We start from the raw sequence: 23,843 nt of genomic DNA on the forward strand, positions 1-23,843 counted from the left end.
TTCGGCCTTTTGCGGGGCTTGCTGGCCGAACAAGTTCGGCCCTACGGTCCTGCGGTCATTGATCTGCAGAACGATGGCCCGAGTGAGCTTCTGGCTTGATCGCCGATTGACAAGCGGGTGCTTTTCCATGAAGGTGTGTCCACCCAATCAAACGGGCGTATGAATCGAGCGTTTGCCATGCAAATGCCGTCTACCCTGATTATCGTGTCGGTGGGTGTCGGGTCATCGGTTTCGATGACGGTCATGAAGACCGACGACGTGCGACACGTAACGTTCAGCTTCCATATCTGGAGATCAGTTGATGATTTACGAAGGTAAAGCCATCACGGTTAAGGCTCTTGAGAGTGGCATCGTCGAATTGAATTTCGACCTCAAGGGTGAGTCCGTCAACAAGTTCAATCGCCTCACCCTCAACGAACTGCGCCAGGCCGTCGACGCCATCAAGGCCGACGCTTCGGTCAAGGGCGTTATCGTCAGCAGCGGCAAGGACGTCTTCATCGTCGGCGCCGACATCACCGAATTCGTCGATAACTTCAAGCTCCCGGACGAGGAACTGGTCGCCGGCAACCTCGAAGCGAACAAGATCTTCAGCGATTTCGAAGACCTGGGCGTGCCTACCGTCGTCGCCATCAACGGCATCGCCCTGGGTGGCGGTTTCGAGATGTGCCTGGCGGCTGACTACCGCGTCATGTCCAGTGCGGCCAAGATCGGTTTGCCGGAAGTCAAGCTGGGCATCTACCCGGGCTTCGGCGGCACCGTGCGTCTGCCGCGCCTGATCGGTGTCGACAATGCCGTCGAGTGGATCGCCTCTGGCAAGGAAAACCGCGCCGAAGACGCGCTGAAAGTACATGCCGTCGATGCCGTGGTCGCGCCCGAGCAACTGCAGGCTGCGGCGCTGGATCTGGTCAAGCGCGCCATTTCCGGTGAGCTGGACTACAAGGCCAAGCGTCAGCCGAAGCTGGAAAAGCTCAAGCTCAACGCCATCGAGCAGATGATGTCGTTCGAGACCTCCAAGGCCTTCGTTGCCGGTCAGGCGGGTCCGAACTACCCGGCGCCGGTCGAAGCCATCAAGTCCATTCAGAAAGCAGCCAACTTCGGGCGTGACAAGGCCATCGAAGTCGAGGCCGCCGGCTTCGCCAAGCTGGCCAAGACCTCGGTCGCCGAGAGCCTGGTCGGTCTGTTCCTAAGCGACCAGGAGCTGAAGAAGAAGGCCAAGAACTACGACAAGCAGGCCCGCGAGGTGAAACTGGCTGCCGTACTCGGCGCTGGCATCATGGGTGGCGGCATCGCTTACCAGTCAGCCATCAAGGGTACGCCGATCCTGATGAAGGATATCCGCGAGGAAGGCATCCAGATGGGCCTGGACGAGGCGTCCAAGCTGCTCGGCAAGCGCGTCGAGAAGGGTCGCATGACCCCGGCGAAGATGGCCGAAGCCCTCAATGCGATTCGCCCGACCACCTCCTATGGTGATTTCGGCAACGTCGACATCGTCGTCGAGGCCGTGGTCGAGAACCCCAAGGTCAAGCAGGCGGTACTGGCCGAAGTCGAAGGCCTGGTGCGCGAGGACGCGATCATCGCCTCCAACACCTCCACCATCTCCATCAGCCTGCTGGCCCAGGCGCTCAAGCGTCCGGAAAACTTCTGCGGCATGCACTTCTTCAACCCGGTGCACATGATGCCGCTGGTGGAAGTCATCCGTGGCGAGAAGACCAGTGAAACCGCCATCGCCACCACCGTCGCCTACGCCAAGAAGATGGGCAAGAGCCCGGTCGTGGTCAACGATTGCCCGGGCTTTTTGGTCAACCGCGTGCTGTTCCCGTACTTCGGCGGCTTCGCCCGCGCCATCGCCCACGGTGTCGACTTCGTGCGCGCCGACAAGGTGATGGAGAAGTTCGGCTGGCCCATGGGCCCGGCTTACCTGATGGACGTCGTCGGCATGGATACCGGCCACCACGGCCGTGACGTGATGGCCGAAGGCTTCCCGGATCGCATGAAGGACGATGGCAGAACCGCAATCGATGTCATGTACGAGGCCAACCGCCTGGGCCAGAAGAACGGCAAGGGCTTCTACGTCTATGAAGTGGACAAGAAGGGCAAGCCGAAGAAGGTCGTCGACCCGCAATCCTACGAGCTGCTCAAGCCGATCGTCAGCGAGACCCGCGAGCTGTCCGACGAGGACATCATCAACTACATGATGATCCCGCTGTGCCTGGAAACCGTTCGCTGCCTGGAAGACAAGATCGTCGAGACCGCCGCCGAAGCCGACATGGGCCTGATCTATGGCATCGGTTTCCCTCCCTTCCGTGGGGGTGCACTGCGCTACATCGATTCGATCGGTGTCGCCGAGTTCGTGGCGCTGGCCAACAAGTACGCCGACCTGGGCCCGCTGTACCACCCGACTGCGAAGCTGCGTGAAATGGCTGCCAACGGCCAGCGCTTCTACGGTTAATCGAGCGAGAGTGAAGATATGAGCCTTAATCCGAGAGACGTCGTCATTGTCGACTTCGGCCGTACCCCGATGGGTCGTTCCAAGGGCGGCATGCACCGCAACACCCGCGCCGAGACCATGTCTGCGCAACTGATCGACGGTGTGCTCGCGCGCAACCCGAAGATCGATCCGGCAGAAGTGGAAGATGTGATCTGGGGCTGCGTCAACCAGACCCTGGAGCAGGGCTGGAACATCGCCCGCATGGCTTCGCTGCTGACCCGCATTCCCCACACCAGCGCGGCACAGACCGTCAGCCGCCTGTGCGGTTCTTCGATGAGCGCGCTGCACACCGCCGCCCAGGCGATCATGACCGGCAACGGTGACGTGTTCGTCATCGGTGGTGTCGAGCACATGGGCCACGTCAGCATGATGCATGGCGTCGATCCGAACCCGCAGCTGTCGCTGCACGCCGCCAAGGCGTCCGGCATGATGGGCCTGACCGCCGAAATGCTCGGCAAGATGCACGGCATCACCCGCGAGCAGCAGGACGCCTTCGGTGAGCGCTCGCACCGCCTGGCGCACAAGGCGACCGTCGAAGGCCTGTTCAAGGATGAAATCATCCCGATGCAGGGTCACGACGAGAACGGCTTCCTCAAGGTCTTCGACTACGACGAAACCATTCGCCCGGAAACCACCCTGGAAAGCCTGGCCACCCTCAAGCCTGCGTTCAACCCCAAGGGCGGCACCGTGACGGCGGGTACGTCCTCGCAGATCACCGACGGCGCGTCCTGCATGATCGTGATGAGCGCTCAGCGGGCCAAGGACCTGGGCATCGAGCCGTTGGCGGTGATCCGTTCCATGGCGCTGGCCGGGGTCGATCCGGCGATCATGGGCTACGGTCCGGTGCCGGCTACGCAGAAGGCGCTCAAGCGCGCCGGCCTGACCATGGACGACATCAGCCACGTCGAACTGAACGAGGCCTTCGCTGCGCAGGCGCTGCCGGTGCTCAAGGATCTCAAGCTGCTCGACAAGATGGACGAGAAGGTCAACCTGCATGGCGGCGCCATCGCACTGGGCCATCCGTTCGGTTGCTCCGGAGCGCGTATCTCCGGCACGCTGCTGAACGTCATGAAGCAGAATGGCGGTACCCTTGGCGTGTCCACGATGTGTATCGGGCTGGGACAAGGTATCACCACGGTGTTCGAACGCGTCTAACAGGTGTTGAAAAACTGGCTGCGTTGGCAATACTGCGTTGAAAACAGGCTCGAGCTGCTCATTTAGATCACTAAACTCCGCGCTCTCGCCTGTTCTCGCCTTGTCTTGCCTGCCTCGCCTACGTTTTTCAACTGGCTGCTAAGCTGTTCGAGCACGGAAGGAAGCCGGGGCCTTGTGCCCCGGTTTTCATTTCAGGACCGTCATTATTTTGCAGAGGCAGCCGAAATGCAGATCACCCCAGGGCGTTACCGTCATTACAAGGGACCCGAGTACCGGGTATTCGCGGTGGCCCAGCATTCCGAAACGGAAGAGTTCATGGTGTTCTACCAGGCGTTGTACGGGGATTTCGGGCTCTGGGTCCGGCCGCTGTCGATGTTCACCGAAACGGTCGAGGTCGATGGCGAAACGCTGCCTCGCTTCGCATTGATCGAGGAAGAATCCAGCCTCTTTGGCGGCTGAACCTGCCGACGGGCTTGGTCCTTGCGCTTGACCTTGGCTCGCTCGCCACTATATATAGCGGTGCTTTTGGGGCAGAGCGAAGGCGCTGTGACCCGATCCGGCTTGATGCAAGACCCGCTGGACAGCCATGCTGACTGCGGATGAAGAACTATTTTCGGGCATGGAGTGTCCTGTGCGGCGGATGAAACGCCGCTTCGCACCTTTCCGACAGTGCAGTTTTTTCGCACTGCGGAGCAAATCTTCTCAGTTCACCTCTCGATTCAGGAACTCTCCTCTCCATGGGTAAATCGCTGGTCATCGTGGAATCACCGGCCAAGGCCAAGACCATCAACAAGTATCTGGGCAGCCAGTACGTGGTGAAATCGAGTATCGGCCACATCCGCGACCTTCCCACCAGCGGTTCCGCTTCCCGCGAGCCGGTCAAGCGTGGCAAGGCTGCGGTCGCCGAAGCGCCTGCGCTGTCGCCCAAGGAAAAGGCCAAGCGCCAGCTCTTCACCCGCATGGGTGTCGATCCGGAGCACGGCTGGAAAGCCAAATACGAAATCCTGCCCGGCAAGGAAAAGGTGATCGAGGAACTGCGCCGTCTGGCCAAGGAAGCCGACACCATTTATCTCGCGACCGACTTGGATAGAGAGGGGGAGGCGATCGCCTGGCACCTGCGCGAATCCATTGGCGGTGACGACAGCCGCTTCAAGCGCGTGGTATTCAACGAGATCACCAAGAAGGCGATCCAGGAGGCCTTCTCCAAGCCAGGCGAGCTGGATATCAACCGTGTCAATGCGCAACAGGCGCGGCGCTTCCTCGACCGTGTGGTGGGCTACATGGTTTCGCCGCTACTGTGGTCGAAGATTGCCCGGGGCTTGTCAGCGGGTCGCGTGCAGTCGGTGGCGGTGAAGCTGGTGGTCGAGCGTGAGCGCGAGATCCGCGCCTTCGTTCCGGAAGAGTACTGGGAAGTCCACGCCGACCTCGCCACGGCTGACAAGGCCAAGGTTCGCTTCGAGGTCGCGCGGGAAAATGGCCAGGCGTTCAAGCCGCTGAATGAAGGCCATGCCATGGCCGCACTGGAGCAGCTGCAGGGCGCGAGCTACAGCGTCAGCAAGCGCGAAGACAAGCCGACCAGCAGCAAGCCGTCCGCGCCCTTCATCACGTCGACCCTGCAGCAGGCAGCGAGCAACCGCCTCGGCTTCGGCGTGAAGAAAACCATGATGATGGCGCAACGTCTGTATGAAGCCGGCTACATCACCTACATGCGTACCGACTCCACCAACCTGTCGGCGGATGCCATCGATATGGTGCGCGGCTTCATCCAGGACGAGTTCGGCGACAAGTATCTGCCGGAGAAGCCCAGCGTTTATTCCAGCAAGGAGGGCGCCCAGGAAGCGCACGAAGCGATCCGCCCCTCCGATGTCAACCTGCGTCCGACCCAGCTGTCTGGCATGGAGCGCGATGCCGAGCGTCTGTATGAGCTGATCTGGCGCCAGTTCGTTGCCTGCCAGATGCCGCCAGCACAGTATCTGTCCACCAGCGTCACGGTGGTGGCAGGCAATTTCGAGCTGCGCGCCAAGGGCCGTATTCTCAAGTTCGACGGTTACACCAAGGTCATGCCGCAGCAGAGCAAGGGCGGCGAAGACGATGTGCTGCCGGAGATGAACAAGGGCGATGCCATGGCGCTGCTCAAGCTCGACCCGAGCCAGCATTTCACCAAACCGCCGGCGCGTTTCTCGGAAGCGAGCCTGGTCAAGGAAATGGAAAAGCGCGGCATCGGTCGTCCATCCACCTATGCGGCGATCATTTCCACCATCCAGGATCGCGGCTACGTGTCGCTGCACAACCGTCGTTTCTACTCCGAGAAGATGGGCGACATCGTCACCGAGCGCCTTTCGGAGAGTTTCAACAACCTGATGGACTACGGCTTTACCGCCGGCATGGAAGAACACCTCGACGACGTCGCCCAGGGCGAACGCGAGTGGAAGGCCGTGCTGGACGAGTTCTACGGTGACTTCCGCAAGAAGCTGGAAATCGCCGAAGCCGGCGAAAATGGCATGCGCGCCAACCAGCCGACCCTGACCGATATCCCGTGCAAGGTCTGTGGCCGACCGATGATGATCCGCACCGCCTCCACTGGCGTGTTCCTCGGCTGCTCCGGCTACAGCCTGCCGCCGAAGGAGCGCTGCAAATCCACGGTCAACCTGATTCCGGGCGACGAGATCGCCGCCGACGACGAGGGCGAGTCCGAATCGCGGGTGTTGCTGGGCAAGCGCCGCTGCTCGATCTGCAGCACCGCCATGGATGCCTATCTGCTGGACGAGACGCACAAGTTGCATATCTGCGGCAACAACCCGGATTGCACCGGCTACGAGATCGAAGAGGGGCAATACCGCATCAAGGGCTACGAAGGTCCGAGCCTGGAATGCGACAAGTGCGGCAGCGAAATGCAACTCAAGACCGGTCGTTTCGGCAAGTTCTTCGGCTGCACCAATGCCGAATGCAAGAACACCCGCAAGCTGCTCAAGAGCGGCGAGGCGGCGCCGCCGAAGATGGACGCGGTGAAGATGCCCGAGCTCAAGTGCGAGAAGGTCGATGACACCTACGTGCTGCGCGACGGCGCGTCCGGGCTGTTCCTGGCTGCCAGTCAGTTCCCGAAGAACCGCGAGACCCGCGCACCGCTGGTGCTGGAGCTGATCCCGCACAAAGATGAGATCGATCCGAAGTATCACTTCCTGCTGGATGCGCCGAAGAAGGATCCGGAAGGCCGGCCAGCGGTCATCCGCTACAGCCGCAAGACCAAGGAGCAGTACGTGCAGACCGAGGTGAACGGCAAGCCGACGGGCTGGAAAGCCTTCTTCGACGGCGGCAAGTGGAAGGTCGAGGACAAGAGCGCAAAATAGCTTCAAGCCGATAACGGCGCTTGAGGCTGGAGGCTGGAGGGACGCTGGCTACAGCCTCGGAACTTTTCTTGAAATGAGGCTGCCGCCCATGGCACATGAGCGCTACACCCGAACCAATCAGAAGCTCTACTTCGCCGGGCTGGCGCTGAACAACTGGCGGCGGGCCGAGGAGCAGGGCGGCGTCGGTGCGCAAGGTCCCGTGCAGGCCGAGCGCGAGGCTTGCCTGTTCCATCTCTATGGGGCGTTGCTGGGGCTCTGTCACGAGATTGCCGGCTACTACCGTCTGCCGGGCGCCAATGCGGCGCGGGTGGAGCTGCTGCTCACCCGCTCGCCGCAGGATTCGTCACCGAGTCCCGAGCTTGCCGAACTCATGGAGCTCGCCGGGCAGCCGCAGAGCTGGCTGGCGCAGTTGCTGGCTGCCCATGCGGCGCTGTTCGAGCCGCCTCGTGCGCCGGCCAAGGCCAAGACCGATCCCAGTCTGCCCTTGATCGAGGCGGTCGGTGTGGACGATGAGGTGGCGCCGCTGTCGGCTGATGAGGTGGCGACCTGGCGACAGCAACTGAAGGAGCTGACCCTGCGCTACCGCGAATCCCTCACGGAGTGGTGAAACGCGGCTCAGGCCTTCTTCCCAGCCCAGAGCACCAGCACGATGCCACCGAGTATCGCAAGGCCGGTAATCACCAGCCGGCCAGTCAATGCCTCACCCAGTAGCAGGCTTCCCGCGAGGACGGTCAGCAGTGGCACGCTGAGCTGGATGCTGGCGGCCTGGGTTGCCGCCAGGCGCGGTAGCACTGCATACCAGAGGGCATAGCCGATGCCCGACGTCAGACCGCCGGAAAGCAGCGCATAGATCACCCCGGCGCGATCCCATTCCAGGCCAGGCAACGCCAGCAGGCACAGTACCGCCGCTATCGGCAGCGCGCGGATGAAGTTGCCGGCGGTTGCCGCCAGCGGATCGCGGGTGCCACGCCCCAGCAGCGAATAGGCGCCCCAGGCGACCCCGGACAGAATCATCAGCAGCGCGGCGCCCATCGCCGGCGCGCTGGCGTCGGGCAGCAACAAGCCAATCAGGCCAGCCAGCGCCAGGGCTGAGCCCAGGGTCTGCATGGGTGAGAGCCACTCGCCCTTGAACAGTCCCCAGGCGATCATGCTCAGCTGCACCGCAGCGAACAGCATGAGCGCACCGGCGCCCGCATCGAGCTTCACATAGGCGTAGGAAAAGGCAGCCGCGTACAGGAACAGTGTCACTGCGCCCGACCAACTGCCTGCCGGGGCACCAGTCCCCTGGCGCAAGCGAAGCAGCAACCACAGCACCAGCGCGCCAGCCAGCAGGCGCAGCGCGGTGAAACTTGCCGGATCGATGTCCGTATCGCGCAGCGCAACGCGGCAGAGCAGCGAGTTGCCAGCGAAAGCGAGCATGGCCAAGGCGGTGAGTAGCAGGGTTCTGGTGGTCACGCGGGCAAGTTCCCTTTGTCGAAGATCGCCCGGCTGAAGGTCGGGTCTGTTGTCATGTTTGCCCATGCTATGCGCGATCAGGCTGCAGCGCATCCCCCGACGAAGCTGAGCCTTCCCGGCTCGTTCGACAGGGCGATCGCGCTATGGCGTCATTCTGCGATGGTCGTTCGATAAAAGCGCTGGAGGCTGGACGAAAAAAAACGCCATGTGCGCTCGAACCTGGATCGCTTGTCGTTCAGCCTCCAGCTTTCCAGCGCTGTTTTCGGCTTTTTGAGCGCATAGCGCGATTGCCCTGGCTCGTTCGACCAGAGGGCTGCCGGCTGGCTGGTCGGCTGCTACAATGCGCGCCTTTCACGGGGAGCAGACTCATGCCAACGTCTTTTCTGGAAATCGTCGAGCTACCCGACGGCAGCATAGTGCTGCGTCGTGCGGAGGACGAAGGGGTGCTGGTCACGCTGGATTTCTCCGACGACGCGAAGGTGTTTCTGCAAGGGCAGCACGTCGAAATCGCCAAGGCGATGTTCAGCGTAGGTGTGCAAATGGCCGGGCAGATGGCGGAAGGAGAGTTCGTGCAGGAAGAGGTTGCGCACGTACTGCATTGATTGCCGTGGCGCGAGCGTGATTGCTGGAAGGACGGATTCTGCGGGGGAAAGGCACATCCATGTGCCGCGCGTTTCAGTTGCCCAAGCGTATGTTCAGGCTTTGCGTGCGCCCAAGCTCGGCGGCGGCGCGCAGTCTCAGTCGGCTGGCCCGGTCGATGCGAGGGAACCAGGTGATCACCGTATGGCTGCAGCCTGACATCAATGCCTTGCAGGCCAGTTCCAGCGTGTCCTGGGTCTCGCGGGCCGGCAGCAGCAGGATGCGGTCGCGATTGAGGCTGCTTTCCCGCAGCCAGCTCTGGGAGAGCGAGGTCGGTGGTGCGATCAGTGTCAGCCAGCGGGTATCCGCCGCTTCGCTGAGTTCACGCAAAATGGGCGCGAGCAACAGGCGGCAATGGCCGTCGCTGCCGCTCAGGGTCATTTCGCTGAGACGCTCCTCAGCAGTCTGTGTCGGGACGCGCGTGATGTTCGCGAAAGGCGTCAGGCTGTGAGCGATGAGCCCTTCGAACAGGGAAAGCTGTGGTGGTTTACTGGCGGTGGTTTGGTACTGCATGGACCTCTCCTTAGCGGCGAATGACGCCGACGCTCAAGCCTTCGATAACCAGTTCCTGTTGTTCCAGATCGACTTCGATAGGGGCGAACTCGGGATTTTCCGCCAGCAGCCAGACCTTCTTCCCCTCGCGCTTGAAGCGCTTTACCGTCACTTCATCGTCGATGCGGGCCACGACGATCTGCCCGTTGCGTGCTTCACGGGCAGTGTGGACGGCGAGCAGATCGCCATCGAAAATGCCGACATCCTTCATGCTCATGCCATGTACCCGCAGCAGATAATCGGCAGGGGGATGGAAGAACGTGGGGTTGATCTGGCAGGACTCTTCTATATGTTGCTGGGCCAGGATGGGTGCCCCGGCGGCGACACGGCCAATGATCGGCAGGCCGCTTTCATCGGCGGCGGGTTCGAAGCCGGGAATACGTATCCCGCGCGATGCGCCGGGCGTCATTTCGATAGCACCTTTGTTTCTCAGCGCTTTCAGATGCTCCTCGGCGGCGTTGGGGGATTTGAAACCCAGTTCCTGAGCGATCTCCGCACGCGTCGGCGGGTAGCCGTTTTCTTCCAGGCAGCGCTTGATGAAGGCAAGGATTTCCGACTGGCGAGGGGTCAGCTTGATCATGGCGGTCTCTGTTCTTTTATACAGTGACTGGGATTATATACAGTGTCGGTGGCTTGGCAATCGTTGTTTCGATCATCGGCGGCAAGCCCCGGGCGAGAGCCTGTTGCGTATGATGGGCAGATGGTCGCGGTTGACTTGTTCTCGCGTGAAACGTAAGTTTCAAACACGTGTTTGTCGTTTTGGAGGGGGCATGGCGCAGTCGGAAACAGTGGAGCGGATTCTTGATGCAGCGGAACAGCTGTTTGCGGAAAAGGGCTTCGCCGAGACTTCGCTTCGCCTGATCACCAGCAAGGCTGGAGTCAATCTGGCGGCGGTCAACTATCACTTCGGCTCCAAGAAGGCGCTTATCCAGGCGGTCTTCTCCCGTTTTCTCGGCCCTTTCTGTGTCAGCCTCGAACGTGAGTTGGACAGGCGCGAAGCACAGTCAGACCGCAAGGAAAGCCTCGAAGAGCTGCTGGAAATCCTCGTTGAGCAGGCGCTGGCGGTGAAGCCGCGCAGCGGCGACGATCTGTCGATCTTCATGCGTCTGCTGGGCCTGTCGTTCAGCCAGAGCCAGGGCCACCTGCGCCGCTATCTGGATGATATGTACGGCAAGGTGTTCCGGCGCTATATGCTGCGGGTGCATGAAGCGGCGCCTTCGATACCGCCGATCGAACTCTTCTGGCGTGTGCATTTCATGCTGGGTGCGGCGGCCTTCAGCATGTCCGGCATCAAGGCGTTGCGCGCCATCGCCGAAAACGATTTCGGGGCGAGGACTTCCATCGAACAGGTCATGCGGATGATGGTGCCGTTCCTGGCAGCGGGTATGCGTGCCGACTCGGGCGTGGACGATTCGACTCTGGCCCAGGCGCATCCCATTGTGCGGCGCAATGCCCTGGCGATGACGCCCAAGGGGTGAATCTCGCCAGCGCTTTCAACAGCCTGTCCGGATGCGCGATCACGGATTGACCGGTAAGCTAGCGGCCATGTCCGATCTCGATCTGCTGCATATCTCCATCGCCGACCAGATGCTCTACGGCTTCAGCGCCGGCAGGCTGCGCGTCCGCTTGCCCGTATCCACTGCGTTGAATGGCGCGGGTGAACCCAACGGTTCCGGTTGCACGCCGCGCGGTCGTCACCAGGTACGTGCGCGGATTGGTGACGGCCTGCCTGTTGGCGCCGTGCTGCGCGGGCGGCGCTGGACCGGTGAGGTCTGGAGCCCCGAGCTGCATGCGCAATTTCCGGGCCGCGACTGGATCCTGACCCGCATTCTCTGGCTCAGTGGCTGCGAACCCGGCTACAACCGTCTGGGCGCGGTCGATACCTTTCGTCGCTACATCTATCTGCATGGCACGCCCGATACGGAGCCCATGGGCGTACCGCTTTCCCATGGCTGCATCAGGCTGCGCAATGCCGACCTGCTCGATCTTTTCCCCCTGGTGCCGGCGGGCTGCGCGGTACAGATAGGGGAAGAAGCCTGCCCGAGCTGGTCAGGCGCCACACTCAATTAAGGATCTGCTCACTATCATGCAAGGCTCATTGATGCTGGACATCGCCGGCACCTGGCTGACTGCCGAGGATCGCCACCTGCTGCGTCAGCCGGAAGTCGGCGGGCTGATTCTGTTCGCGCGCAATATCGAGCACCCGCGCCAGGTGCGTGAGCTGTGCCGGGCGATTCGCGCGATACGCCCCGGGCTGTTGCTGGCGGTCGATCAGGAGGGCGGTCGGGTTCAGCGGCTGCGGCGCGATTTCGTCCGTTTGCCGGCAATGCGCGAGTTCGCCCGGCGTGCCGATGCGCTGCAGCTGGCTGAAAGCTGTGGCTGGGTGATGGCCACCGAAGTGCGGGCAGTGGGGCTGGACTTCAGTTTTGCACCGGTGCTGGACCTGGATCATCAGCGCAGCGCCGTGGTCGGCACGCGGGCATTCGAAGGTGATCCGCTGCGCGCTGCGGACCTCGCGGCTGCCTTTATGAAGGGCATGCGCGAGGCGGGAATGGCCAGCACGGGCAAGCACTTTCCGGGGCACGGCTGGGCAGAGGCCGATTCTCATGTGGCGATCCCGGTGGACGAGCGCAGCCTGGATCAGCTACGTGCGGTCGATCTGATCCCGTTCCAGCGTTTGAGTGGTCAGCTCGATGCCGTCATGCCGGCCCACGTCATCTATCCGAGCGTCGATGCGCAACCGGCGGGTTTTTCGCGGCGCTGGCTGCAGGACATCCTGCGCGGCGAACTGGGGTTTGGCGGCGTCATCTTCAGCGACGACCTGTCCATGGCCGGCGCCCATGTGGCGGGCGATGCGGGCGAACGCATTCGGGTGGCGCTCTCGGCGGGTTGCGACATGGGCCTGGTGTGCAATGACCGGGCCGCAGCCGAGCTGGCGCTGGTCGCCGTGCAGCAGTTGAAGATGACGCCTTCGGCGAGTCTGGGCAAGATGCGTGGCCGCTTCGATGTCGCCCCCGAATACAAACAGAATCCTCGCTGGCGTGCGTCCGTAGCTGCGCTGAAAGCGGCAGAACTGATCGACTGAGAAGGAAGGCTCCATGACTGTCCATGCCTTCATCGGCGGTACCGGCCTGACCGAGTTGAGCGGCTTCGTCCTGCAGCAAAGGCTGGTCATGCAGACGCCTTACGGGGCGCCATCAGCAGAGATCATGCGGGGCGAATATGCCGGGCGCGAGGTGCTGTTCCTCGCCCGTCACGGCCATCCGCACCGGATACCCCCGCACCAGGTCAACTATCGCGCCAACCTCTGGGCGCTGAAGCAGGCCGGTGCGCAGGCGATAGTCGCGGTGAATGCGGTAGGCGGCATTCACCCGGCCATGGGCACCGGCCATCTATGCGTGGCGCACCAGATCATCGATTACACCCATGGCCGCGAGCAGACCTTCTTCGAGGGCGATATCGAGCAGGTTACCCATGTCGATTTCAGCTACCCCTATGACGAAGCGCTGCGCCAGCGCCTGATTGCCGGCCTGATGGCTGAGGGCTATCCGTTCAGCAGCCATGGTGTCTATGGCTGTACCCAGGGCCCACGGCTGGAAACGGTGGCCGAGATCGCGCGAATGGAGCGCGACGGCTGCGATATCGTGGGCATGACCGGCATGCCGGAAGCTGTGCTGGCACGTGAGCTGGAGCTGCCCTATGCGTGTCTGGCGCTGGTGGTCAATCCGGCGGCGGGCAAAAGTACCGGGATCATCACCATGGCCGAGATCGAAGCCGCCCTGGTCGAGGGCATAGTCAAGGTGCGAGCGGTACTGGCACGTGTATTGGCCGAATGAAGGCCTGTCGGCAAGGTGTAACGCGGGTGTGCGAAATTCGTGTGCCAAGCCGTTGCAGACAGTTTGACGCTTGTTACACTTGGCCGTCCTTTGGAGTACCGGAATGCTTTGCCAGGAACGCACGATAAAAATACTTAGAACGATGGCGTTGCTTAGCCTTCTGACCGGCCTGTCGGGTTGTTCGACCTGGCTGGGCAGCAATTTCGATGACCCGCAGGTTCAGCTGGCCAAGGTCGAGATCATCAAGGCGCGTTTGCTGGAACAGCAGTTCTTGCTGCGTTTTCGCATCGACAACCCCAACGATCACAGCCTGCCTGTGCGTGGCCTGCGCTATAACGTTCATCTCAATGACATCCAGTTGGCCAGTGGCGAATCCAGCGGCTGGCTGACCGTGCCGGCGAACAGCTTCGACTATTACGAGGTTCCGGTGCACACCAACCTCTGGCGACATATGAAGTACATCGTGCGCCTGCTGGAAAAGCCGGATCGGCCCATTGCCTACCGGCTGGACGGTGACTTGAAGCTTGGCATGTGGGGTGGACGCAGGGTGCATATTTCCCGCAATGGCGAGATAATTCCCGGCACCCTCATTCCGGAGTAGCGACTCGATGAATCACGAACCTCATGTGCATGGCCCCGACTGTGATCACGACCACGACCATCACCACGGGCATGTTCATGGTCCGCACTGCAACCACAGCCATGATCCGGTACGCAATCCGTTGAAGGATGTCGGTCGCAACGATCCCTGCCCATGCGGCAGCCAGAAGAAATTCAAGAAGTGCCACGGAGCCTGAGTCGCTGATGACGCCGTTCGCTGCAGTACTGCTCATCGGCGCTCTGCTGATCGCCGCATTGGCCGGCTATGCGCTGTATCTGTGGCGCAGGGTCTGGCGTAACGAGCGACAGCAGGCGGCGCAGCAGGCTCGACAGCATGCCGAGCTTGCGGCTGACCTGCGGATTCTGGCCAGCAGTCTGCTCGACGAGCAGCTACCCCTGATCGAGGGGGCCATTCGCATCAAGGTGTTGCTCGACAACTACGACGCGAAACTGAGTCAGGACCCACATTGCGAGGTATTCCAGGCGTTGTACGAGGCGACCGCGCAGGTGCCGACCCACGCGGCCTGGAAGGCCCTGGACAAGGCCGAGCGTCGCCGTCACGAGGCCCATTTCAGCGCCCTTGAATTGCAGCACAAGGCAGCCGCACGCCGTTCGGCACGCTGGCTGCTGGACGAGGCGCTGACGCCGGCTACCGCCTGATTCCGTCGCATCACACCTTTGCTTCTATCCTGAATACTGTCCCTGTTGCGCTCAGCTCAAAGGAGCCGTCGATGTCACTGCGTCCGCCATTTAATCTGGTTCGCCTGATTCTCGGCGCCACCGTCGCCGCCGTCAGCCTGATGGGCTGTCAGGCCTATCTGGACAGCCGCTACAGCGACAGCCTGCCGCCGAAGCAGGGCGTGCAGCCGCTGACCGGGCTGGCAGAGCGTGTCAGCATTCGGCGCAACGCCCTGGGCATGCCGCTGATCGAAACCAGCACCTTCCACGATGCATTGTTCGGCCTGGGCTACATCCACGCCACCGACCGCCTGAGCCAGATGGTCAGCCTGCGGCTGATGGCGCAGGGGCGACTGGCCGAGATGGCTGGGCCGGGTGTGCTGGAAATCGACCGCTTCATGCGCGCCGTCAACCTGCGCAAGAGTGCCGAGGTGCTCTATCGTGAAAGCTCGCCACGGATGAAGCGCTTCTTCGAGGTCTATGCGCGTGGCGTCAACGCCTACCTGTACAGGCACCGCGACAAGCTGCCGATGGACCTGGCCGCTGCCGATTACACGCCCGAATACTGGAAGCCCGAGGATTCGGTGCTGGTGTTCTGCCTGCTGAACTTCGGCCTGTCGGTGAATCTGCAGGAGGAAATCGCCGCCCTGGTGCTGGCGCAGCGCGTCGGCAGCGACAAGCTCGCCTGGCTGTTGCCAACCTATCCCGACGAGCCGCTGCCCTTCGAGGAGGCGGCGAAGCTCGAAGGCTTGCAACTGAGCGGACAGATTCCCGGCCTGGCCGCGCTCGACCGCGCAGCCGCGCAGGTCGCCGAGCTGAATATGCTCAGTGTGGCGGCGTCCAACAACTGGGCCATTGCCGGCAGCCGCACGCGCAGCGGCAAGCCGCTGATGGCCAACGATACCCATCTGCCGCTGTCGATGCCGTCGTACTGGAATTTCGTGCAGATCCGCTCGCCGAAATTCCAGGCGGCGGGGGTGACGGTCGCGGGTGTTCCGGCGGTGGTGGCAGGCTTCAACGGCAAGCTTGGCTGGGGCATGACCATGGTCATGGGCGACAACCAGGACCTGTTCCTGGAAAAGATCCGCCGTGAGAGCGGGCGTCTGCAGTATCTGGCCGATGGCAAGTGGGTCGCGGCACGCGAGCGCCACGAGACGTTCATCGTCAAGGGCCAGCGGCCCATTCGCGAGACGATCTACGAGACGCGCAACGGTCCGCTGCTCAACAGCGTGCTGGGCGAGCGCAAGCATCCGTTGCAGCCTCTGCAACTGAGCAGCGGCTATGGCCTGGCGCTGAAGACCACTCAGTTCGAGGCGGACAAATCGCTCGATGCCTTCTTCGATCTCACGCGGGCAAAAAATGTCGATGAGGCTTTCGAGGCCAGCCGGGACATCCGCGCCATGGCGCTGAACATGGTATTTGCCGACGAGCAGGGCATCGGCTGGCAGGTCAGCGGGCGTTATCCCAACCGCCGTGGCGGCCTGGGGTTGCTGCCTTCGCCGGGCTGGGACGGGCTTTACGACTGGGACGGTTTCGCCGATCCCATGTTGCATCCCTATGATCAGGACCCGGCCCAGGGCTGGCTTGGCACCGCCAACCATCGCACGGTGCCGCGCGGCTACGGCATGCAACTGTCCAACTCCTGGCACTATCCCGAACGCGCCGAGCGCCTGGCAGAGCTGGCCGGGCAGGGCCGCCACGACACTGCCAGCATGATCGCCATGCAGTACGACCGCACGACCCCGTTCGCCGCCAAGCTGGCCGCCATGTTCGAGGAGCCGTCCATGCGCGAGCCCTTGCAGCAGGCCATCGCGGCACTGCCAGCCAGCGAACGCGACAAGGCCCGCATGGCTCTTTCGCGCCTGCTGAAATTCGACGGCGTGCTGGACGCCGCCTCCGCCGATGCCGCCCTGTATTCTGCATTCCTGCATGAAAGTGCGCGGCAGACCTTCCTCGACGAGCTCGGCCCTGACGACAGTCCTGCCTGGCAGGCGTTGCTGCAGGCCGCCAACATTTCCTATTCGGCCCAGGCCGATCACCTGCTGGGTCGTGACGACAGCCCCTACTGGGACGATGTGAACACGCCGCAGCGGGAAGACAAGCCGGCCATCCTCGCGCGCAGCCTGGCGGCGGCGGTCGATCACCTGACCGCGAAGCTGGGCAGCGACAGCAGCGCCTGGCAGTGGGGCAAGCTGCACCACTACACCTGGGCCACGGGCACCACCCAACTGGCGCCCTATATGCCGGCCAGCAAGCGCAGCGGGATCAATGCCATTCGTGGCTATCTGGATCGCGGCCCTTATCCGGCGGGCGGCGATCACAGCACGCTGAACGTTTCCGCCTACCGCTGGGGGCAGAATTTCGATACCTGGCTGATCCCGGCCATGCGCATCGTCGTCGATTTCGGGCGCGACGAGCCACTGATCGGCCTGAACAGCTCGGGGCAATCCGGCAATCCGGCCAGCCCGCATTACGCCGATGGCATCGAGGCGTGGATGAAGGGTCGCTACATGAGCTTTCCGTTCAAGCCACAGAATATCGATGCGGTGTATGGCAGCCAGCGCCTGTGGCTGATTCCGGCGGAGCGCTGAAGCCGGGTAGGGTGGAAAACGCCGCAGGCTTTTCCACCAGCAGATGGGCAGTGGTCGGTGGAAAATCGCTGTGCGAGCTTTCCACCTTAGGGTTGTGTCAGGCAGGCACCACTTCGAGCACGCGAATGCTGGCGCCGTCGGGGTAATGCCAGCGAACGTCCAGATCCCAGAACTGCGCGCCGTAGCGGCGTTCGGGGTCGGGCTTCTGATAGGCCGGACGCGGGTCCTGCGCCAAGCACTGCTCGATCAGTTCCACCACCGGCTCGCCCAGCCGCAGCGCTTCTCCACGGGCCTGGGCGAGGGCGCTTTCGCTCCAGTGCACCTCGATCAGCACGGGTGCTTCTGCCGCCATGTCGTTGCGAGCCTCGGGCAGGGCGTCGGCGTAGGGCACATAGGGTTTGATGTCGATGATCGGCGTACCGTCCAGCAGATCGATGCCGGACACCAGCAGGCGTCCCGGCTCAACCTGATCGAGCCTGACCACCGACTGTCCGATACCGTTGGGACGATGCGTGGCGCGGGTGGCGAAGACCCCGACCATGCGGTTGCCGCCCAGGCGCGGTGGCCGCACCTTCAGGCGCGGTTTTTCCTCCAGCGCCTGATGGAAGAGAAACAGCAGCCAGACATGGCTGACCTGCTCCAGGCCCGCCACTGCCTCGCCCGTGTCGAACGGCGGCAGCAGCTCCAGCACGCCACGCGCCGCAGGCGCCAGACGTGGCTGGCGCGGGATGGCGAACTTTTCCCGGAAGCAGGAACGCAGATAGCCGATGGGTTCGATGCCGTGGCGCATTACAACCCCAGCAGCTGCGCCACGTAGTCGGCATCCTTGTCGCCGCGACCGGAGAGGTTGACCAGGATATGCTGGTCCCTGTCCAGTGTCGGTGCGGTCGCCATGGCCCAGGCCACGGCGTGGGCGCTTTCCAGCGCGGGGATGATGCCTTCGGTGCGCGACAGGGTCATGAAGGCGTCCAGGCATTGCTGGTCGGTGACGGACTGGTAGTCCACTCGCCCGGCATCCTTCAGGTAGCTGTGCTGCGGGCCGACGCCGGGATAATCAAGCCCCGAGGCAATGGAATGCACCGCCGCCGGATTGCCCTGTTCGTCTTCCAGCACGTAGCAGGCCATGCCGTGCAACTCGCCGGGCTTGCCCGCCGTCATGGTCGCGGCGTGGCGGCCTGGCTTGTCGATGCCTTCGCCGGCAGGCTCGACGCCGACCAGACGCACGCTGGCGTCAGCGAGAAAGGCGCTGAAGATACCCATGGCATTGGAGCCGCCACCGACGCAGGCGGCCACCTGATCGGGCAGGCGGCCATGTTTGCTCAGGAACTGCTCGCGGGCCTCGCGACCGATGATGGACTGGAAGTCACGCACCATCTTCGGGAAGGGATGCGGGCCGACCACCGAGCCGATGGCGTAGATGAAATCCTGCGGGTCCTTGAGGTATTCCTCGAAGGCACTGTCCACCGCTTCCTTGAGCGTCGCCGCGCCACGGGTCACCGGCACCAGTTTGCAGCCGAGGATTTTCATCTTGGTGACGTTGGGGTGTTCCTTCTCGATATCCACCTGGCCCATGTGGATTTCGCAGGGAATGCCCACCAGCGCGCAGGCGGTGGCCAGCGCCACGCCGTGCTGGCCGGCGCCGGTCTCGGCGATGACCTTCTTCTTGCCCATGAACCTGGCCAGCAACGCCTCACCCAGGCAGTGATTGATCTTGTGCGCGCCGGTGTGGTTCAGGTCCTCGCGCTTGAGATGGATCTGCGCGCCGCCGAGCTTTTCCGACAGGCGCCGGGCATGGAAGATCGGGCTGGGGCGACCGACGTAGTCTGCGAACAGGCTGGCCAGCTCCTGCTGGAAATCCTCGCGCTGGCGGATTTCCTCATAGGCCAGATTGATGTCGTCCATCGCCTGCTTCAGGTGCGGCGGCACCAGTTGGCCGCCGTAAGGGCCGAAGTAGCCCTGGGCGTCGGGCATAGGGGCGAATTCGAGGGTATTGCTCATGGTGTCGATCCATCGGTTTGCGGGCGATGCGGCATCTTACTCGTCAGCGCGGGAGTCAGGAATCATGTGGTAAAGAGTCGCAGCCTCAAAAGCGTCCATGCTCGTCAGGTAGCGTTACTGGCGAGCTTGCGATAGCTTTTGTACTTCAATGAGTGAATTCATGCTCTAGCGTGCCTTGGTATGTACCAGAGAGCGCTATTTGGGATCTTTGACTTTTATGTAGTTGTTGATTTTTTCTAGCAATGTTTTGGTGTGTTCTGAAAGCTTTATATTGTTCTCTTTCTGCCACTCTTCCAGTTTGACTGTTTCGTAGGTTCGACCGATTGTCACTGCTCGCCGTGCGTAGTCAGAGCCTTTTTCGTCAATTTGCTCCAAGGTTCTTTGATAGGCATCGATGGCGCGAGCATGGCCGAACTCCACTTGCAATTCCCTGTATCTCTTTTGCTGATATTTTACATAGCCATATTGTGAGAGTATGACCAAGGTTAACGCTAAGAATGATATGGAAATTAATATTTTCTTAAGCATGGTTGTTCTTGTTTATTAGCGATTAGGCCGAAGGTCAGCGTTAGCCAGCTCCAGTGAGCTACTTCAGTGCTCAGTTCCGGCGTAGATCCACATAGGCTCGGTGTTGCCTGCACGTACAAAACCAAGCGACTCATAGAACTCAATTGCCTTGCCATCCGCGGTAAGCATTTGCTGGTGAAAGCTGGCGTATTTTATCAGCATTGCCGACATCATTTTCCGGCCAATACCTTTGCCTTGAAAATCGGGATGCACCAGCATGTGTGGAAAGTATACGACGAGGTGCCCGTCAGAAATTGCGTTACCAAGTCCGACTAGTTTTCCCGCGACACGCGCAGTGACAAGGCTATGCGAGTTGCGCAAGGCTGCCATGAGTTCATCTGGTTTTCCGGCTGATGACCAGTGGTTGGCCTTGTAGATTTCAAGAACTTCTTCCGTCGTTATGGTGTCATGCATGGATATTTCGAACGGCATGGTGCCTCCTTGCTTCTGATGCATAGCATTGGTGTTAGGTTCTGTACGAAAAGTCGTCGAGCGAAGGTCAGGCGAGGCAAAAATCGGTGAGATACGTAGCGTAGCGAAGTAACAGCCGCAGGCTGGCCCGCAGGGTGAGCGTAGCGAATCAAGCGGAGTTTACGAGCTGTAAATGAGCATGACTCACTTCGTTCGCCCTTCGGGCCGCGCTGAAGCGCGTTAGCCGCAAGCGGCTTGCCGAACCGATTTTTAACGAAGCATCACCGAGCGCAGACACTTTTCGTACAGAACCTAGGTCGAGTCGGCTTGTTAGCCATCATTGGCACTGGCCAGGCAGGCAAGTGACTTCGTGCTTGATCAGCTCAATGATATCTTTCAGTTGCTCTCCACGCAGGGCCAAGCGATCTTCGCAATGTCCAAGGTAGGCCTGTCGAGCTTCATATAGTGCGGGCTGATGCTTCTCTGGCAAACGTTCCATCGCCCAATCAGCGGCGACGTCCTTTGATGCAATCTTGCCGGTTGCTGCGCTGTACCAGACACGGGCTAAAGTAAGCATCACATTCCTTTCATCCCCAGCCCTGTCCGACGGTGTGCTCCATAATTTCAGCGTGTCGGCCAACGCCTTGAAAATATCGCTCTCTGGTACCGGGTCGAAGAGTTCCGTTGCCGGTGGACCTGTCAAGGCGTTGCTGTGTTGTCTAGCTTGCGTCAGAAGAATCGCCAGATCAGCATCAACGACAGCGGGTTCGACGATACCCTCAAGGATATCTTTTCGCAGCCATTCTCCGAATTGCAGTTCCCGCCTGGCCGGATAACGCCACGGCACGATGTCGTCGTGCACGACAACAGTCACTTCCAGTGCGCGGAGATCTTTGCTTTGACCAGGCGGTGCCGAAATCTTGAGTAGATCAAGCATCAAAGCTTGCCGTGTGGTTTCATCAGGCTTTGTCGCCACTGTGACCAGCAAATCGATGTCACTGTATGGCTTCAGACCGCCGCTCAAGGCAGAGCCGTACAAATGTACCGGCAATAGCGTTGATGCCAGATGACGTTCACTAACATCTAGCGCCTGCGACAATTGTGCTGATATTTCAGTGGGTACGGAGTCAGTCATGAGGTTTGACGCTGGGTGTAACCGGGCGGTAAAAAGCGTAGCTTTTGGGCGATCCGGTTGACGAACTTGTTATGCATGGCGCGATTGTGCCAATGCAATTGCAGCTTGGATGGCCGCGCGAGCTTGCGGACTGTTCTTCCAATACGTGGAGCCGACGATAGCCGAGGCTTGAGAGACGATATCCAGTGCACTGGCTTTGCTTAGATGGGCCAGTGTTTCAAATCCCATTTGTTCAAGGCGCACCACTACCGTAGGACCAACACCTTTCACAGCCAGTAATGCCTTGCGTTCTTCCGGTGGGAATGGCATGGGTATTCTCCATGGTGCCTGACGTTTGGTTAAGGGGAAGGCTCTGGCGCGTCCGGGTTGAATGAATGGTTAGCTAGCCAGCACGCTCTAGACTCAAGATTAATATCTTTGGTGCTCCTCGGCTCAAAGTAAGTATCAAGCGATGCTATGACTATAGATACCCAGCCAGGAAATTTTTCACTGCCACTCCATTCGATATTGGAGCCACAGACGCTACAAAATTTTCTGTCAATGCTCCCGGATGAGTTGTAGGAGGTCAGCAGTTCTTGCCCGGATAGATACTCTAAATCAGATCTAGGCAAACTTGCATATGTGGCAAATGCAGCACCATGCTGCTTTTGGCACATTCTGCAATGGCAGTTCGATACAGCCTTGGGTTCAGAACGCAAGCGAAACGAAACTGCGCCACACAGACAGCTACCACGATACATATTTACTCCTGTAGCTAGCGTTAGGTTAAGGAGCGGACTTTAGCCCGTTCCAGTCATGCGTGCGCCAGGCATGGCGCACGCATGAAAAAGCCCCGCATGGGCGGGGCTGCTTTCGAGCGGTGGGGCGGTCAGATCACTTCGGCCCAGAGGTCGTATTCGTCAGCGTGGGTCACCCGCACGCGCACCTTGTCGCCGGGTTGCAGCGGGTGCTCGCTGTCGACGTAGACCATGCCGTCGATTTCCGGGGCGTCGGCCCAGGAGCGACCGATGGCGCCGTCTTCGTCCACTTCGTCGATAAGGACGTCCATCTCGCGCCCGATCTTCAGCTGCAGGCGCGCGGCGCTGATGGCCTGCTGGTGGGCCATGAAGCGATCCCAGCGCTCCTGCTTGACCTCGTCCGGCACGGCTTCCAGTTCCATTTCTTCAGCCGGTGCGCCTTCGACCGGGGAGTACTGGAAGCAGCCGACGCGATCCAGTTGCGCTTCGGTGAGCCAATCGAGCAGGTACTGGAAGTCTTCTTCGGTCTCGCCGGGGAAGCCGACGATAAAGGTGGAGCGGATGGTCAGCTCGGGGCAGATCTCGCGCCATTGCTTGATGCGCGCCAGGGTCCTGTCCTCGAAGGCCGGACGCTTCATGGCCTTGAGCACCTTGGGGCTGGCGTGCTGGAAGGGGATATCCAGGTAGGGCAGGATTTTGCCAGCCGCCATCAGCGGAATCACGTCGTCCACGTTGGGGTAGGGGTAGACGTAGTGCAGGCGCACCCAGACGCCCATCCGGCCCAGTTCCTCGCACAGCTCCAGCATGCGCGTCTTGACTGGCTGGCCGTTCCAGAAGTCCAGTTTGTATTTGAGGTCGACGCCGTAGGCGCTGGTGTCCTGGCTGATCACCAGGATCTCCTTGACGTCAGCCTTGATCAGGCGCTCGGCCTCGCTCAGCACACTGCCCACCGGACGACTGACCAGCTTGCCGCGCATGGAGGGGATGATGCAGAAGCTGCAGCTGTGGTTGCAGCCTTCGGAAATCTTCAGGTAGGCGTAATGACGCGGGGTGAGCTTGATGCCCTGGGGCGGAACCAGATCGACGAAGGGGTCGTGCTCGATGCTCGGCGGGATCACTTCATGGACCGCATTGACCACCTGCTCGTACTGCTGCGGGCCGGTGACCGCCAGCACGCTGGGATGCACACCACGGATATTGTTCTCGTCCACGCCCATGCAGCCGGTGACGATCACCTTGCCGTTCTCGGCGATGGCCTCGCCAATGGCATCCAGCGATTCGGCCTTGGCGCTGTCGATAAAGCCGCAGGTGTTGACGACCACCACATCGGCGTCCTCGTAGGACGGCACGATCTGGTAACCCTCCATGCGCAGCTGGGTCAGGATTCGCTCCGAATCCACGGTTGCCTTCGGGCAGCCGAGTGAAACGAACCCTACGCTTGGGACTTTTTTCGACATGACGGGCCGGGCCTCGGTGATGCAGCAGGAAAAAATGGCGCGCGAGTATACAGTTATTTGGCTTGTCGAGCGCGCCCTTATCCCCGCCGCTGTAACTGAATCCCTGATGCAGCACACCGAAGCCGCCCCGCACGGCTTGCCATAACTCGGACGCAGAAACACCTTGCGTGACCAACCTGGTCAGTAGCCGTTAGGGC

Annotated in this window: 25 protein-coding genes; 14 read left to right on the plus strand and 11 right to left on the minus strand. The window is 61.2% G+C overall.

Going from position 1 to position 23,843, the window contains the following annotated elements; genetic code table 11:
- Positions 1–301: 301 nt before the first annotated feature.
- The 5 genes from fadB to ACYCFC_RS04075 all read left to right on the plus strand — a co-directional run bounded on the left by fadB (position 302) and on the right by ACYCFC_RS04075 (position 7,597).
- The gene (fadB, locus tag ACYCFC_RS04055; RefSeq protein WP_459653187.1) at positions 302–2,449 is read left to right on the plus strand and encodes a fatty acid oxidation complex subunit alpha FadB; all 2,148 of its coding nucleotides are present in this window, start codon (positions 302–304) and stop codon (positions 2,447–2,449) included.
- A gap of 18 nt (positions 2,450–2,467) precedes the next feature.
- On the plus strand, positions 2,468–3,643 hold the full coding sequence (fadA, locus tag ACYCFC_RS04060; RefSeq protein ID WP_459653188.1) for an acetyl-CoA C-acyltransferase FadA: 1,176 nt from the start codon (positions 2,468–2,470) through the stop codon (positions 3,641–3,643).
- A 225-nt stretch (positions 3,644–3,868) separates the two neighbouring features.
- Positions 3,869–4,102: a DUF1653 domain-containing protein gene (locus ACYCFC_RS04065; RefSeq protein ID WP_181084548.1), complete on the plus strand. Its 234-nt coding sequence runs from the start codon at positions 3,869–3,871 to the stop codon at positions 4,100–4,102.
- A gap of 278 nt (positions 4,103–4,380) precedes the next feature.
- Positions 4,381–6,990, plus strand: coding sequence for a type I DNA topoisomerase (topA, locus tag ACYCFC_RS04070; RefSeq protein WP_459653189.1), 2,610 nt, complete (start codon positions 4,381–4,383; stop codon positions 6,988–6,990).
- Between the two features lie 88 nt (positions 6,991–7,078).
- Positions 7,079–7,597, plus strand: a complete 519-nt coding sequence (locus tag ACYCFC_RS04075; RefSeq protein WP_181084544.1) for a DUF6586 family protein — start codon at positions 7,079–7,081, stop codon at positions 7,595–7,597.
- Between the two features lie 8 nt (positions 7,598–7,605).
- Here the strand turns inward: ACYCFC_RS04075 and ACYCFC_RS04080 are convergent, their stop codons facing one another.
- Positions 7,606–8,445 (minus strand): DMT family transporter, encoded by an 840-nt coding sequence (locus ACYCFC_RS04080; protein WP_459653190.1) that lies wholly within the window; start codon positions 8,443–8,445, stop codon positions 7,606–7,608.
- A 368-nt stretch (positions 8,446–8,813) separates the two neighbouring features.
- On the opposite strand from ACYCFC_RS04080, the gene ACYCFC_RS04085 reads away from it, so the two are divergent.
- Complete coding sequence (locus tag ACYCFC_RS04085) at positions 8,814–9,047, plus strand: hypothetical protein (protein ID WP_181084540.1); 234 nt, start codon at positions 8,814–8,816, stop codon at positions 9,045–9,047.
- A 73-nt stretch (positions 9,048–9,120) separates the two neighbouring features.
- Here ACYCFC_RS04085 and sulA read toward each other — a convergent pair whose 3' ends face one another.
- Positions 9,121–9,597, minus strand: coding sequence for an SOS-induced cell division inhibitor SulA (gene sulA / locus ACYCFC_RS04090; protein WP_459653191.1), 477 nt, complete (start codon positions 9,595–9,597; stop codon positions 9,121–9,123).
- A 10-nt stretch (positions 9,598–9,607) separates the two neighbouring features.
- On the minus strand, positions 9,608–10,216 hold the full coding sequence (lexA, locus tag ACYCFC_RS04095) for a transcriptional repressor LexA (protein ID WP_181084537.1): 609 nt from the start codon (positions 10,214–10,216) through the stop codon (positions 9,608–9,610).
- 190 nt (positions 10,217–10,406) lie between these two features.
- Here lexA and ACYCFC_RS04100 point away from each other — a divergent pair, with 190 nt between their 5' ends.
- The 8 genes from ACYCFC_RS04100 to ACYCFC_RS04135 all read left to right on the plus strand — a co-directional run bounded on the left by ACYCFC_RS04100 (position 10,407) and on the right by ACYCFC_RS04135 (position 17,341).
- Positions 10,407–11,114 (plus strand): TetR/AcrR family transcriptional regulator, encoded by a 708-nt coding sequence (locus tag ACYCFC_RS04100; RefSeq protein WP_181084534.1) that lies wholly within the window; start codon positions 10,407–10,409, stop codon positions 11,112–11,114.
- A gap of 67 nt (positions 11,115–11,181) precedes the next feature.
- Positions 11,182–11,706: a L,D-transpeptidase family protein gene (locus tag ACYCFC_RS04105; protein ID WP_459653192.1), complete on the plus strand. Its 525-nt coding sequence runs from the start codon at positions 11,182–11,184 to the stop codon at positions 11,704–11,706.
- A gap of 16 nt (positions 11,707–11,722) precedes the next feature.
- Positions 11,723–12,721 (plus strand): beta-N-acetylhexosaminidase, encoded by a 999-nt coding sequence (gene nagZ, locus ACYCFC_RS04110; protein ID WP_459653193.1) that lies wholly within the window; start codon positions 11,723–11,725, stop codon positions 12,719–12,721.
- A gap of 13 nt (positions 12,722–12,734) precedes the next feature.
- Entirely contained in the window at positions 12,735–13,472 is a 738-nt protein-coding gene (locus ACYCFC_RS04115) for an S-methyl-5'-thioinosine phosphorylase (protein WP_459653194.1), read from the plus strand.
- 103 nt (positions 13,473–13,575) lie between these two features.
- The gene (locus ACYCFC_RS04120; protein ID WP_459653195.1) at positions 13,576–14,073 is read left to right on the plus strand and encodes an LEA/WHy family protein; all 498 of its coding nucleotides are present in this window, start codon (positions 13,576–13,578) and stop codon (positions 14,071–14,073) included.
- 7 nt (positions 14,074–14,080) lie between these two features.
- Positions 14,081–14,269 carry an SEC-C metal-binding domain-containing protein gene (locus tag ACYCFC_RS04125; RefSeq protein WP_181084525.1) on the plus strand — a complete coding sequence of 63 codons (189 nt, stop codon included), beginning with the start codon at positions 14,081–14,083 and terminating at the stop codon, positions 14,267–14,269.
- Between the two features lie 7 nt (positions 14,270–14,276).
- A complete protein-coding gene (locus ACYCFC_RS04130; RefSeq protein WP_459653196.1) occupies positions 14,277–14,732 on the plus strand; it encodes a DUF2489 domain-containing protein in 456 nt (151 codons plus the stop codon).
- 71 nt (positions 14,733–14,803) lie between these two features.
- A complete protein-coding gene (locus ACYCFC_RS04135) occupies positions 14,804–17,341 on the plus strand; it encodes a penicillin acylase family protein (protein WP_459653197.1) in 2,538 nt (845 codons plus the stop codon).
- A gap of 97 nt (positions 17,342–17,438) precedes the next feature.
- Here ACYCFC_RS04135 and tsaA read toward each other — a convergent pair whose 3' ends face one another.
- The 8 genes from tsaA to rimO form a co-directional block, all read right to left on the minus strand.
- Entirely contained in the window at positions 17,439–18,131 is a 693-nt protein-coding gene (gene tsaA, locus ACYCFC_RS04140) for a tRNA (N6-threonylcarbamoyladenosine(37)-N6)-methyltransferase TrmO (protein WP_459653198.1), read from the minus strand.
- The gene (trpB, locus tag ACYCFC_RS04145; protein ID WP_459653199.1) at positions 18,131–19,339 is read right to left on the minus strand and encodes a tryptophan synthase subunit beta; all 1,209 of its coding nucleotides are present in this window, start codon (positions 19,337–19,339) and stop codon (positions 18,131–18,133) included. The genes tsaA and trpB overlap by 1 nt, the downstream gene beginning before the upstream one ends.
- 195 nt (positions 19,340–19,534) lie before the next feature.
- Complete coding sequence (locus ACYCFC_RS04150; protein ID WP_459653200.1) at positions 19,535–19,867, minus strand: hypothetical protein; 333 nt, start codon at positions 19,865–19,867, stop codon at positions 19,535–19,537.
- Between the two features lie 63 nt (positions 19,868–19,930).
- Positions 19,931–20,338 carry a GNAT family N-acetyltransferase gene (locus tag ACYCFC_RS04155; RefSeq protein ID WP_181084513.1) on the minus strand — a complete coding sequence of 136 codons (408 nt, stop codon included), beginning with the start codon at positions 20,336–20,338 and terminating at the stop codon, positions 19,931–19,933.
- Between the two features lie 316 nt (positions 20,339–20,654).
- Positions 20,655–21,452, minus strand: coding sequence for an AadA family aminoglycoside 3''-O-nucleotidyltransferase (locus tag ACYCFC_RS04160; protein WP_459653201.1), 798 nt, complete (start codon positions 21,450–21,452; stop codon positions 20,655–20,657).
- 69 nt (positions 21,453–21,521) lie between these two features.
- Positions 21,522–21,761 carry a helix-hairpin-helix domain-containing protein gene (locus tag ACYCFC_RS04165; protein WP_459653202.1) on the minus strand — a complete coding sequence of 80 codons (240 nt, stop codon included), beginning with the start codon at positions 21,759–21,761 and terminating at the stop codon, positions 21,522–21,524.
- A 29-nt stretch (positions 21,762–21,790) separates the two neighbouring features.
- On the minus strand, positions 21,791–22,192 hold the full coding sequence (locus ACYCFC_RS04170) for a GFA family protein (protein ID WP_459653203.1): 402 nt from the start codon (positions 22,190–22,192) through the stop codon (positions 21,791–21,793).
- 128 nt (positions 22,193–22,320) lie between these two features.
- A complete protein-coding gene (gene rimO, locus ACYCFC_RS04175; protein WP_459653204.1) occupies positions 22,321–23,646 on the minus strand; it encodes a 30S ribosomal protein S12 methylthiotransferase RimO in 1,326 nt (441 codons plus the stop codon).
- Positions 23,647–23,843: the final 197 nt, after the last annotated feature.

This window comes from Stutzerimonas sp. NM35 (assembly GCF_054604355.1).

Excerpts from the sequence above, each read along its gene's own strand:
- ACYCFC_RS04155 (WP_181084513.1), bottom strand. The coding sequence starts at position 20,338 with ATGCCGTTCGAAATATCCATGCATGACACCATAACGACGGAAGAAGTT.
- sulA (WP_459653191.1), bottom strand. The coding sequence starts at position 9,597 with ATGCAGTACCAAACCACCGCCAGTAAACCACCACAGCTTTCCCTGTTC.
- ACYCFC_RS04075 (WP_181084544.1), top strand. The coding sequence starts at position 7,079 with ATGGCACATGAGCGCTACACCCGAACCAATCAGAAGCTCTACTTCGCC.
- lexA (WP_181084537.1), bottom strand. The coding sequence starts at position 10,216 with ATGATCAAGCTGACCCCTCGCCAGTCGGAAATCCTTGCCTTCATCAAG.
- topA (WP_459653189.1), top strand. The coding sequence starts at position 4,381 with ATGGGTAAATCGCTGGTCATCGTGGAATCACCGGCCAAGGCCAAGACC.
- rimO (WP_459653204.1), bottom strand. The coding sequence starts at position 23,646 with ATGTCGAAAAAAGTCCCAAGCGTAGGGTTCGTTTCACTCGGCTGCCCG.
- fadB (WP_459653187.1), top strand. The coding sequence starts at position 302 with ATGATTTACGAAGGTAAAGCCATCACGGTTAAGGCTCTTGAGAGTGGC.
- ACYCFC_RS04135 (WP_459653197.1), top strand. The coding sequence starts at position 14,804 with ATGTCACTGCGTCCGCCATTTAATCTGGTTCGCCTGATTCTCGGCGCC.
- ACYCFC_RS04115 (WP_459653194.1), top strand. The coding sequence starts at position 12,735 with ATGACTGTCCATGCCTTCATCGGCGGTACCGGCCTGACCGAGTTGAGC.
- nagZ (WP_459653193.1), top strand. The coding sequence starts at position 11,723 with ATGCAAGGCTCATTGATGCTGGACATCGCCGGCACCTGGCTGACTGCC.
- ACYCFC_RS04150 (WP_459653200.1), bottom strand. The coding sequence starts at position 19,867 with ATGCTTAAGAAAATATTAATTTCCATATCATTCTTAGCGTTAACCTTG.
- tsaA (WP_459653198.1), bottom strand. The coding sequence starts at position 18,131 with ATGCGCCACGGCATCGAACCCATCGGCTATCTGCGTTCCTGCTTCCGG.
- ACYCFC_RS04170 (WP_459653203.1), bottom strand. The coding sequence starts at position 22,192 with ATGTATCGTGGTAGCTGTCTGTGTGGCGCAGTTTCGTTTCGCTTGCGT.
- ACYCFC_RS04105 (WP_459653192.1), top strand. The coding sequence starts at position 11,182 with ATGTCCGATCTCGATCTGCTGCATATCTCCATCGCCGACCAGATGCTC.
- trpB (WP_459653199.1), bottom strand. The coding sequence starts at position 19,339 with ATGAGCAATACCCTCGAATTCGCCCCTATGCCCGACGCCCAGGGCTAC.
- ACYCFC_RS04125 (WP_181084525.1), top strand. The coding sequence starts at position 14,081 with ATGAATCACGAACCTCATGTGCATGGCCCCGACTGTGATCACGACCAC.
- ACYCFC_RS04085 (WP_181084540.1), top strand. The coding sequence starts at position 8,814 with ATGCCAACGTCTTTTCTGGAAATCGTCGAGCTACCCGACGGCAGCATA.
- ACYCFC_RS04165 (WP_459653202.1), bottom strand. The coding sequence starts at position 21,761 with ATGCCATTCCCACCGGAAGAACGCAAGGCATTACTGGCTGTGAAAGGT.
- ACYCFC_RS04100 (WP_181084534.1), top strand. The coding sequence starts at position 10,407 with ATGGCGCAGTCGGAAACAGTGGAGCGGATTCTTGATGCAGCGGAACAG.
- ACYCFC_RS04065 (WP_181084548.1), top strand. The coding sequence starts at position 3,869 with ATGCAGATCACCCCAGGGCGTTACCGTCATTACAAGGGACCCGAGTAC.
- ACYCFC_RS04120 (WP_459653195.1), top strand. The coding sequence starts at position 13,576 with ATGCTTTGCCAGGAACGCACGATAAAAATACTTAGAACGATGGCGTTG.
- ACYCFC_RS04160 (WP_459653201.1), bottom strand. The coding sequence starts at position 21,452 with ATGACTGACTCCGTACCCACTGAAATATCAGCACAATTGTCGCAGGCG.
- ACYCFC_RS04130 (WP_459653196.1), top strand. The coding sequence starts at position 14,277 with ATGACGCCGTTCGCTGCAGTACTGCTCATCGGCGCTCTGCTGATCGCC.
- fadA (WP_459653188.1), top strand. The coding sequence starts at position 2,468 with ATGAGCCTTAATCCGAGAGACGTCGTCATTGTCGACTTCGGCCGTACC.